The organism is Exiguobacterium sp. s140 (assembly GCF_018617035.1).
GTDB classification, from domain to species: Bacteria; Bacillota; Bacilli; order Exiguobacteriales; family Exiguobacteriaceae; genus Exiguobacterium; species Exiguobacterium profundum.
The window spans coordinates 43386-53508 of the sequence record NZ_JACSJK010000007.1; the positions used below are offsets into that span (position 1 = coordinate 43386).

General features: G+C 48.6%; 9 protein-coding genes, 1 rRNA gene and 1 other annotated feature (1 of these 11 running past the window's edge). All 10 genes read right to left on the reverse strand.

The features are described 5' to 3' along the window. Window positions 1-158: a binding site (T-box leader), on the reverse strand; it reaches 50 nt to the left of the window's first position. Continuing rightward, complete coding sequence (gltX, locus tag KNO61_RS16590) at window positions 158-1615, reverse strand: glutamate--tRNA ligase (RefSeq protein ID WP_214873958.1); 1458 nt, start codon at window positions 1613-1615, stop codon at window positions 158-160. (Overlaps the previous feature by 1 nt.) A 45-nt stretch (window positions 1616-1660) precedes the next feature. Beyond that, on the reverse strand, window positions 1661-2134 hold the full coding sequence (gene ispF / locus KNO61_RS16595) for a 2-C-methyl-D-erythritol 2,4-cyclodiphosphate synthase (RefSeq protein ID WP_012727701.1): 474 nt from the start codon (window positions 2132-2134) through the stop codon (window positions 1661-1663). Then, the gene (gene ispD, locus KNO61_RS16600) at window positions 2131-2811 is read right to left on the reverse strand and encodes a 2-C-methyl-D-erythritol 4-phosphate cytidylyltransferase (protein WP_078147871.1); all 681 of its coding nucleotides are present in this window, start codon (window positions 2809-2811) and stop codon (window positions 2131-2133) included. The genes ispF and ispD overlap by 4 nt, the downstream gene beginning before the upstream one ends. A 55-nt stretch (window positions 2812-2866) precedes the next feature. Next, a complete protein-coding gene (locus tag KNO61_RS16605) occupies window positions 2867-3931 on the reverse strand; it encodes a PIN/TRAM domain-containing protein (protein WP_078147872.1) in 1065 nt (354 codons plus the stop codon). 114 nt (window positions 3932-4045) lie between these two features. Next, a complete protein-coding gene (gene radA / locus KNO61_RS16610) occupies window positions 4046-5422 on the reverse strand; it encodes a DNA repair protein RadA (RefSeq protein WP_012727704.1) in 1377 nt (458 codons plus the stop codon). 56 nt (window positions 5423-5478) lie between these two features. Beyond that, window positions 5479-7914, reverse strand: coding sequence for an ATP-dependent Clp protease ATP-binding subunit (locus tag KNO61_RS16615; RefSeq protein ID WP_078147873.1), 2436 nt, complete (start codon window positions 7912-7914; stop codon window positions 5479-5481). Between the two features lie 24 nt (window positions 7915-7938). Continuing rightward, entirely contained in the window at window positions 7939-8982 is a 1044-nt protein-coding gene (locus KNO61_RS16620) for a protein arginine kinase (RefSeq protein ID WP_214758703.1), read from the reverse strand. Further along, window positions 8982-9416 carry a UvrB/UvrC motif-containing protein gene (locus KNO61_RS16625; protein WP_012727707.1) on the reverse strand — a complete coding sequence of 145 codons (435 nt, stop codon included), beginning with the start codon at window positions 9414-9416 and terminating at the stop codon, window positions 8982-8984. The genes KNO61_RS16620 and KNO61_RS16625 overlap by 1 nt, the downstream gene beginning before the upstream one ends. Window positions 9417-9421: 5 nt before the next feature. Continuing rightward, a complete protein-coding gene (locus KNO61_RS16630; RefSeq protein ID WP_012727708.1) occupies window positions 9422-9898 on the reverse strand; it encodes a CtsR family transcriptional regulator in 477 nt (158 codons plus the stop codon). Between the two features lie 146 nt (window positions 9899-10044). Further along, window positions 10045-10123, reverse strand: a 5S ribosomal RNA gene (gene rrf / locus KNO61_RS17565); the annotation flags it as partial.

A 10123-nucleotide genomic window follows, 5' to 3' on the forward strand; every position in this document is an offset into this window, starting at 1 on the left:
CCTCTCAAGTCTCGTTAACGCCGAGTCACGGCCTCGACTACATATCGCCGAGACGGCTCCGAGGTGCACTTCTTCGGGGGACACATCTAGAACTCCCAGCCTAGGTTCTAGTCTCTGCAACGTGTCGTACCGCTTACTTTCCTCATCGATGCCTTTATTACGCTAATAGAGTTGTCAGACGCTTCAACACACGCTCTTTTCCGATTAACGAAATGGCGTTCGGGAGTTCTGGTCCATGTGTTTGCCCTGTCGTAGCGACACGGATTGGCATGAACAAGTTCTTCCCTTTTTGACCGGTCGCTTTTTGCGTCGCTTTCGTCGCCGCTTTAATCGCTTCCGGTGTGAAGTCTTCGACTGCTTCGAGCTGGTGTTTGAACTCTGCAAGAACAGCAGGTACCGTTTCACCTGAAAGGACAGCGTTCGCTTCCTCGTCATACTCGATTTCATCTTTGAAGAACAAGTCTGTCAACGCGACGATTTCTGCTCCGTGCGTCATTTGTTCTTTATACAATGCAATCAAGTTTGTCGCCCAATCCGCTTCCTCAACAGATACCGCCTCGGGTAATCGTCCTGCTTCTTGTAAGAATGGTAAACTGAGTGCCACCACTTCGTCAAGCGTGGCCTTCTTCATGTATACACTGTTGATCCAAGAAAGTTTTTGTTGGTCAAAAACTGCCGGACTCTTCGACAAACGTTTCGCATCAAACATTTCAATGAACTCTTCTTTTGAGAAGATTTCTTCTTCCCCGACGGGTGACCAGCCAAGGAGCGAAATGAAGTTGAAGAGCGCTGCTGGCAAGTAACCAAGATCCGCATATTGTTCGATGAACTGAATAATCGATTCGTCCCGTTTTGATAACTTCTTATGTTGGTCATTGTAGATGAGCGTCATGTGACCGAATTCAGGATAGTCCCAACCGAGTGCATCATAGACCATCATCTGCTTCGGTGTGTTCGCGATGTGATCGTCCCCACGCAACACGTGACTGATCTTCATCAAATGGTCGTCCACGACAACTGCGAAGTTGTACGTCGGAATGCCGTCCTGTTTCACGATGACCCAGTCCCCGAAATCTTTTGATTCAAACGAGACGTCTCCTTTGACGACATCTGTCCATTTATACGTCACGCCTTCCGGCACACGGATCCGAATAGACGGTTTACGCCCTTCCGCTTCAAACGCTTCACGCTCTTCAACAGTGAGGTTACGGTGCGCACCCGAATAACGTGGTGCCTCCCCACGTGCGATTTGTGCTTCACGCTCTGCTTCAAGTTCCTCAGAAGTCATGTAGCATTTATAAGCGAGGCCTTTGCTCATCAACTCATTGACGTATTTTTCATAAATCGCAAGACGCTCCATTTGATAATATGGACCGTAGTCTCCGTCACGACCTGGACCTTCATCCCAGTCGATGCCGAGCCATTCCAAGTATTTCATCTGACTCTCAACACCGTTCAACACATTCCGTTTCTGGTCAGTGTCTTCAATCCGAAGAATCATTTTTCCGCCAGCATGGCGAGCAAATAAGTAGTTAAACAACGCAGTCCGCGCATTTCCGATATGGAGATGCCCCGTCGGACTAGGCGCATAGCGTACACGCACTTCACTCATAATAGTTCCACCTTTCTTCTCTTCTGCCCAAATAGTATACCATTTCTGTCAAGCCCGGTTGAGTAAGATGACCGCTTGCGCCGCAATCCCTTCTTCGCGTCCCGTGAAGCCCAGTTTCTCCGTCGTCGTCGCTTTCACGTTCACCTGCTCGATGTCCGCCTCAAGAAGTTCAGCGATGACCGCTCGCATCTCATCAATGTAAGGACGAAGTTTCGGACGTTGTGCCATGACCGTCGCATCTACATTTCCGAGAACGTACCCTTGGTCTTTCACGAGCTGCCAGACGTGACGAAGCAATACTTTCGAATCCGCATCTTTAAATTCCGGGTCCGTATCCGGGAAGTGCTTTCCGATATCACCTGCCGCAATTGCTCCAAGTGCCGCATCCGCAATGGTATGGAGTAACACGTCCGCATCAGAATGACCGAGCAGTCCGCGCTCATGTGGAATCTCAATCCCTCCTAAGATTAACGGACGTCCTTCTGCAAATGCGTGTACATCAAACCCTTGACCAATTCTCATTGTAATTCCTCCTCCGCTAAAATCGCGTCGCCGAACAATAAATCTTCGGGCGTCGTCATTTTGATGTTGTGATAGTCCCCAAGGACCACTTGTACCGATTCGCCGAGCCACTCAAACAAACTGGCATCATCCGTGCCCATTACTTGTTGTTCGACCGCTCGTTCATGTGCCGCCAAAATCGCTTTCGCCTGAAAGGCTTGCGGCGTTTGTGCCAACCATAAGTTTTCACGGGGAACGGTGCGTTCGATGTGATGACGTTGAACTTGTTTGACCGTATCTTTAACGGGTACCGCCAAGATGGCACCACCTTGCCGTGCCGCTTCAGCCACTTGATGCAACTGTTCACGTTTTACAAACGGACGCGCACCGTCATGAATCATCACAATCGTATCGGGTGCAACAACTTTCAGTCCTGCATGGACACTCTGTTGTCGTTCTTCCCCTCCTGCTACGTATGTAACCGGCGTCTTCATCTGTGACGTTATCTCCTCGAACCAGTCCCGTTCTTCCGGCCGGATGGCTAACACAATTCGTTCGCACCACGGATCGGTATCGAACGTCTGTAACGTCCAAGCGATAATCGGTTTGTCACGGAGTGTCAGCATGAGCTTATTCGCATCCGCACCCATCCGTTTCCCTCTCCCGGCAGCCGGGATGACAACTGTATAAGCTACCATGTAAATACCTCTCTTCGTGAAAAAAGAGAGCGCTCTCGCGTCTCTTTTTGATCCGTTATTCCGGACGGGCAAAAATCATACGTCCTGCAGACGTTTGTAAGACACTCGTCACAACGACAGGGAGCGTCTTCGAAATCAATTTACGTCCGCCCTCCACGACGACCATCGTCCCGTCCTCAAGGTAAGCAACCCCTTGATTCTGTTCTTTTCCTTCTTTAATAACTGTCACGACCATCTCTTCACCAGGAATGACAATCTGTTTGACAGCGTTCGCCAAATCATTGATGTTCAAGACCGGTACATTTCGAACCTCACACACTTTATTTAAGTTGTAGTCATTCGTAACGACAATCCCGTTTTTCAGTTCAGCCAGTTTGATCAATTTGATGTCGACTTCCGGTACATCTTCAAAGTCTCCATCATAGATCTCAACCTGGATGCGCTTGTTTTCTTGAAGTTCCTTCAAAATGTCCAGTCCACGACGTCCACGATTCCGCTTCAACGTATCCGATGAGTCGGCGATGTATTGCAGTTCGCCGATGACGAATTGTGGCACAATCAATGTCCCTTCCACGAATCCAGTCGTCGCAATATCCGCGATTCGACCGTCGATGATGACGCTCGTGTCTAAAATCTTATCATTCGAGCGTTGGACTGGTTCAGCCGCAGGCTTATCCCGTTCACTCTTCACAAATAGTTTGATCCATTCGTTACGCTTCCGATAGCCGACCGCGAAACCAAAGTAACCAAACAGGGCCGTGACAAAAATCGGGACGATTTTACTCAGTAAGAAGATATTCGTGACTTCAAGCGATACACTGATCAAAAAGGCAATCAAGAGCCCAATGATAAGACCGATCGAACCAAATAAGATATCCCCTACGGGTAAACGGACGAGCCGTTCTTCGACAAAACGAATAAATGCAACAACACCATCTGTTAAGAATAAACTAAGAATGAAGAAGATAAGTCCACCAATCAAACTTGCTACGTATGGAATCGTTAACCACTCCGGCACATTCATGCCAAGGTCTGCTAATAAAAGCGTCGCTTCGATGATTCCGAACCAACCCACGACGAGTCCAATCAAAATAAATCCGATTCGTACAGCAATCTTCACTCATTCCACCTCCTTCTATATGAAATAAAATTTCAAAAAATAACACTTTCATTGTAACACGATTTTTTCAATCACGTTCGTTACAAAGCGTTAAAAACTGCCAGTGGCGACCCGTTAGAACGGAATCGCCAACTGGAGTGCTTCGTCCACTGTCCCGACCCCGACGACTTCAATCCCTGCCGGAGCGGTCCATCCCCCCATGTTATTTTTCGGGATGATGGCCCGTGTAAAACCAAGTTTCGCCGCCTCGGCGACACGTTGCTCGATTCTTGAAACCCGTCGCACTTCCCCGGTCAATCCGACCTCACCGATGCAGACATCCGTCGGACGGGTCGGACGATCGCGGAAACTCGAGGCGATCGAGATACAAATCGCAAGGTCAATCGCCGGCTCGTCCAGTTTGACGCCACCGGCTGCTTTCAAGTACGCATCCTGCGTCTGAAGCAAGAGACCGGAACGTTTCTCAAGAACGGCCATGAGAAGCGCGACTCGGTTTTGATCGATGCCCGTTGCCATACGTCTCGGGTTCCCGAACGATGTCGGAGAGATGAGTGCTTGGAGTTCCACGAGTACCGTCCGTGTCCCTTCCATTGAGGCAACGACGGTCGAGCCTGACACGCCCGCGGTGCGCTCCTCTAAGAATATTTCGGACGGATTGAGCACTTCCTCAAGCCCGCTCTCTTTCATCTCGAAAATGCCAATCTCGTTCGTCGACCCAAAACGGTTTTTCACCGCCCGTAAAATACGGAACGTATGATGACGTTCCCCTTCAAAGTAAAGTACCGCATCAACCATATGCTCGAGTAAACGAGGACCAGCAATCGATCCTTGCTTCGTCACGTGACCGACGATGAAGACGGCGATCCCTCGCGTTTTCGCAATTTTCATGAGGGCGGCCGTACATTCTCGAACTTGCGACACGCTCCCTGGCGCTGATTGAATCTCATCCATGTATACCGTTTGAATCGAGTCAATGATGACAAATCCGGGTTGCTCCTCATCAATAACCCGTTCAATCATCAACATGTCCGTCTCAGCGAGTACGAACAAGTCATCCGTTGGTAAGCCGAGCCGTTCCGCACGCAGTTTCGTCTGTTTGAGCGATTCCTCTCCCGAGATGTACAGCACCTTTTTACCACTATGGGCTAAGTGAGCGCTGACCTGTAGCAAGATTGTTGATTTCCCAATCCCTGGGTCCCCTCCGACTAAGACGAGTGAACCTGGGACAATTCCTCCACCGAGCACGCGGTCAAATTCACGGCTATTCGTATGCACACGCGTCTCTTCTTGTGAGACGACGTTTGCTAAACGTTCCGGTTTCAATTGTCGCGATGAACTATGCACAAAGGCCGCTCCACGTTTGGCCTTCTTCTCTTCTACAAACTCTTCGACGAGCGTATTCCATTCATTACAACCCGGACAGCGTCCCATCCACTTGGCTGATTCATATCCGCACGATTGGCAGACGTATTTCGTTTTAATTTTGGCCATAAGTTCCCTTCCTGTCTAAAAAAAGCTCCCTCTAAACGACGAGGGAGCTGAATGATTTACTGAACTACACCTTCGTTACGAACGACGAACTCTCCATCTTGTACGTCGAGCGCAACTTTACTGCCTTTAGCGATTGTACCGCCGAGCATCGCTTCTGAGAGACGGTCCTCCACTTCCCGTTGAAGGGCACGACGGAGAGGGCGAGCCCCGTATTCCGGATCGTAACCGACATCGGCAATTTTATCGAGTGCCGCATCCGTCAAGCTGAAATCAACACCTTGCTCGGCGAGACGTTTCTTAAGTGTCTCTGCCATAAGTTTGATGATTTCTTGAATGTGCTCTTTTTGAAGTGAATGGAATACTGTGATTTCATCAATCCGGTTCAAGAACTCAGGTCGGAACGCTTTCTTCAATTCCTCGAGCACTTTGTCCTTCATTTCTGTATACTCACGTTTCACATCATCTTCCACTGTGAATCCTACATATTTGTTTCGTTGAAGCGCTGCGGCTCCGACGTTAGACGTCATGATGATGACGGTGTTTCGGAAGTCGACGGTGCGACCTTTCGAATCCGTCAAGCGACCGTCGTCTAACACTTGAAGCAAGATGTTGAATACTTCTGGGTGCGCTTTTTCGATTTCATCGAGTAGGATAACCGAGTACGGTTTCCGACGCACTTTTTCAGTCAATTGACCGCCTTCTTCGTAACCAACATAACCAGGAGGCGAACCGACGAGACGGCTCGTCGCATGTTTCTCCATGTACTCGGACATGTCGATTCGGATGATGGCATCTTCATCGCCAAACATCGCTTCGGCAACTGCACGGGCGAGCTCTGTTTTCCCGACTCCGGTCGGTCCGAGGAAGATGAATGACCCGATTGGACGTTTCGGATCTTTCAATCCGGCCCGGGCGCGACGGATGGCGCGGGAAATGGATTTCACCGCATCGTCTTGACCGATGACACGGTTGTGAAGAATCGATTCGAGTTTAAGGAGACGGTCTGTCTCTTCTTCGGCAATCTTCGTGACCGGTACACCTGTCCAGTTCGCAACAACTTGAGCGATATCTTCTTTCGTCACTTCAAGTTTTTCGTTCCCTTGCTTGTTCTGCCACTCTGCTTTCAACTCTTCTAACTCATCGCGTAACTTTTGTTCCGTATCGCGAAGGGAAGCTGCTTTTTCAAACTCTTGGCTTTGAACGGCAGAGTCTTTCTCTTTACGAATCGATTCGAGACGGGATTCCAACTCTTTCAAATTCGGTGGTGCCGTGAATGAGCGAAGTCGTACTTTCGATGCCGCCTCATCGACGAGGTCGATCGCCTTATCCGGCAAGAAACGATCTGAGATGTAACGGTCTGAAAGGACGACCGCCTCGTGAATCGCCGTATCTGTAATCGTCACACGGTGGTGTGCTTCATAGCGATCGCGTAACCCGAGTAAGATTTGTTCAGCTTCTTCTGTTGTCGGTTCGTTCACTTGAATCGGTTGGAAGCGGCGCTCAAGCGCTGCATCTTTTTCGATGTACTTCCGGTATTCATCAAGTGTAGTCGCCCCGATACATTGAAGTTCGCCGCGAGCCAATGACGGTTTGAGGATGTTCGACGCATCGATTGCACCTTCTGCACCACCCGCACCGATCAATGTGTGCAACTCATCGATGAAGAGAATGACGTTACCGGCTTGACGAATTTCATCCATCACTTTTTTCAAGCGATCTTCGAATTCACCACGATATTTCGTACCTGCGACGAGTGTACCCATATCGAGCACCATGACGCGTTTGTTGCGAAGCGTTTCAGGTACCTCGTTGTTGATGATTTGCTGAGCGAGACCTTCGACGACCGCTGTTTTCCCGACCCCTGGTTCCCCAATTAGAACCGGGTTGTTCTTCGTCCGACGCGACAACACCTCGATGACACGTTGAATTTCGCCTGCGCGTCCGATGACCGGATCTAAACGAGACTCGCGCGCTTGTTGTGTCAAATCGCGTGCCAATCCGTCAAGCGTTGGTGTTGCGGCGCTCGCCCCAGGTTGCGAAGCATTTGAAGACGACTCCGTGTTCCCGAGAAGTTGTAACACTTGTTGACGTGCTTTCGTCAAACTGATTCCAAGGTTATTGAGGACGCGTGCCGCGACCCCTTCTCCTTCGCGAATCAATCCTAGAAGGATGTGTTCCGTTCCGACGTAAGAGTGTCCCAATTTTCGAGCCTCATCCATCGAGAGCTCAATGACCTTTTTCGCACGCGGTGTGTAATGAATCGTCGACCCGTTCTCCGAACCGCGACCAATCAATGATTCTACTTCTTGTTGGATTTTTTCAGAGGTCAATCCGAGGGCGAAGAGCGCTTTTGCCGCAATCCCTTCTCCTTCACGAACCAATCCTAATAAAATATGTTCTGTACCAATATTATGATGGCCAAGACGTACGGCTTCCTCTTGTGCTAAAGCTAATACGCGTTGTGCTCGTTCTGTAAATCGTCCAAACATCATTGACATAACCTCCTTATAGTTGGATCAAACTAAGCCTTGATCTAACGTTCGACGAACAAGTGTCGCTCGTTCTCGATCTCGTTCTTGCGTAGATAATGTTTTCCCGAAATGTTTTTGTAGAAAACCTGATTGTAACCGAACGATGAGTTCATGAAACTTCGGCGGACTCCAATCAGACAAAATTCCTAGGTCACTCGCTAAATGTAAATCAGATAGCCGCTCAATGGCTTCGGTAGAAGAAAGAAGTTTGGCATATCGTAAAATACCATATGACCGATAAAACCGATCCTCTAACTCTTCTTGTCGATGTGCGATGAGCTCTTCACGCGCATGACGTTCTGCTTGAATCACTTGTTCTGTCACTTCCATAAAGTCAGCTAACAGCTGTGATTCATGACTGCCCAATGTCCGCTGATTTGAAAGCTGGAACAACCGTCCTGCCGCATCGCTACCTTCTCCGTAACGACCTCGAATCGTATAGCCAAGTTTTCGAAGCTCTCGCAAAATGGGGCTGATTCGACCCGTTAACGTGAGTCCCGGTAAGTGTAACATGACCGAGGCCCGGAGTCCGGTTCCGATATTGCTTGGGCATGTCGTCAAGTAGCCTAACTGTTCGTCAAAGGCGTAGGAGAGTGATTCTGCGCACAATGCGTCTACTTGATTCGCTATTTCAAACGCCTCTTTCACTTGATAACCTGGGAGTAAGGTCTGAATTCGTAAATGATCTTCTTCGTTAATCAACACACTGATGGTTTCATCTTCACTTAAAAAGACTGCACTTTCTTCGTTTGCCGCAACGGCCGGACTAATCAAGTGTTTCTCCATCAACGCCTGCCGGGTGACTTCATCATAATCACGCATATGAAGATATTCAAATCCCTTTAACCCACGTAACCGCCCTTCGAGACGATCACACAGTTGACGTTCTCCTTCTTTAGAGAGGACCGGCGAAAACACAGTGTCTTTGACGTTACGTGCCAGTCGGATTCTTGTGGAGACGACCAGGTCATCCAATTTGGCACGCTCTTTCATTTTTGGACCAAGTGGATGTGTTAGGAACGTTTCCATTAGACATCACCTTGCCCTTCTAATTGCTTCATTTCTTTTTGAATACGTGCTGCTCGTTCATAATCTTCTTGTTCGACAGCGCGGGTCAACTCCCCTGCCAACTTTTCGAGTCGCTCTTCGATTCGTTCATGAGGTGTACGTAACTGGTCAGGGACCGAACCGATGTGATGATCATGTCCTTGTTGATATTGACGTGTGATTTTAATCAGTTCATCACGAAATACGGTATAACACGTAGCACATCCTGCTTTTCGTACACGTAATAAATCTTGGCGCGTCATCTGACAGGTTGGGCAACGCTTTACGACCGGGACATAGCCCGTCATAAGTTCTACCGTACATTGTCGACATAGCCGTTTTTTTACGGGCACGTCCTGTTCCATGACAACGACTTCATTGACAGCCGGTCGCTGTTTACAACGTTCGCATAACATACGACTTACCCTCCATTACGATAACGAAGTACTTTCATCAGCGCGAGTAGTTGTTGACGTCGAATATAGGAGCGATCGTCAACTTGTAAGTTCAATGCTTCATCTGATAAGAGATGATAAATCAACTGCGCCTCTTGTTCGTGCATCATCTGTTCTTCAACCAATCGAATCAGCACATTTTCAACGAGCTGTTCGTTCAAACGTGGATGTTCATGAATGACATCCATCAAACTAGAGAGAACATCTTGTTTTTCGTGTAAAATGACGCGTCGAATACGAATATATCCGCCACCGCCACGTTTACTTTCTACTAAATATCCTTTTTCGACGGTAAAACGTGTGTTGATGACGTAATTGATTTGGGATGGGACACATTCGAATCGTTGTGCGATATCTTGACGTTTGATTTCAATCGCATTTGCCTGACTTTCCTTCAAGACTTGCTTCAAATACTGTTCGATGACATCCGAAATATTTCTCATCTCCACCACCCTCTGACCATCTTTGACTTTTGACTATATTTTATCATTGATTTAAAAAAAGGCAAACGAAAAGCGATGCCTCTATGTCGAGAGCATCGCTAAAACAAAAAAACGACCGAGCGTATGCTCGGTCGTCCTGCGTTGTTGCCTGGCAACGTCCTATCCTCACAGGGGGAGATCCCCCAACTACTTTCGGCGCTGAGACGCTTAACTTCCGTGTTCGGC

Excerpts from the sequence above, each read along its gene's own strand:
- ispF (WP_012727701.1), bottom strand. The coding sequence starts at position 2,134 with ATGAGAATTGGTCAAGGGTTTGATGTACACGCATTTGCAGAAGGACGT.
- ispD (WP_078147871.1), bottom strand. The coding sequence starts at position 2,811 with ATGGTAGCTTATACAGTTGTCATCCCGGCTGCCGGGAGAGGGAAACGG.
- radA (WP_012727704.1), bottom strand. The coding sequence starts at position 5,422 with ATGGCCAAAATTAAAACGAAATACGTCTGCCAATCGTGCGGATATGAA.
- KNO61_RS16615 (WP_078147873.1), bottom strand. The coding sequence starts at position 7,914 with ATGATGTTTGGACGATTTACAGAACGAGCACAACGCGTATTAGCTTTA.
- KNO61_RS16620 (WP_214758703.1), bottom strand. The coding sequence starts at position 8,982 with ATGGAAACGTTCCTAACACATCCACTTGGTCCAAAAATGAAAGAGCGT.
- KNO61_RS16625 (WP_012727707.1), bottom strand. The coding sequence starts at position 9,416 with ATGTTATGCGAACGTTGTAAACAGCGACCGGCTGTCAATGAAGTCGTT.
- KNO61_RS16630 (WP_012727708.1), bottom strand. The coding sequence starts at position 9,898 with ATGAGAAATATTTCGGATGTCATCGAACAGTATTTGAAGCAAGTCTTG.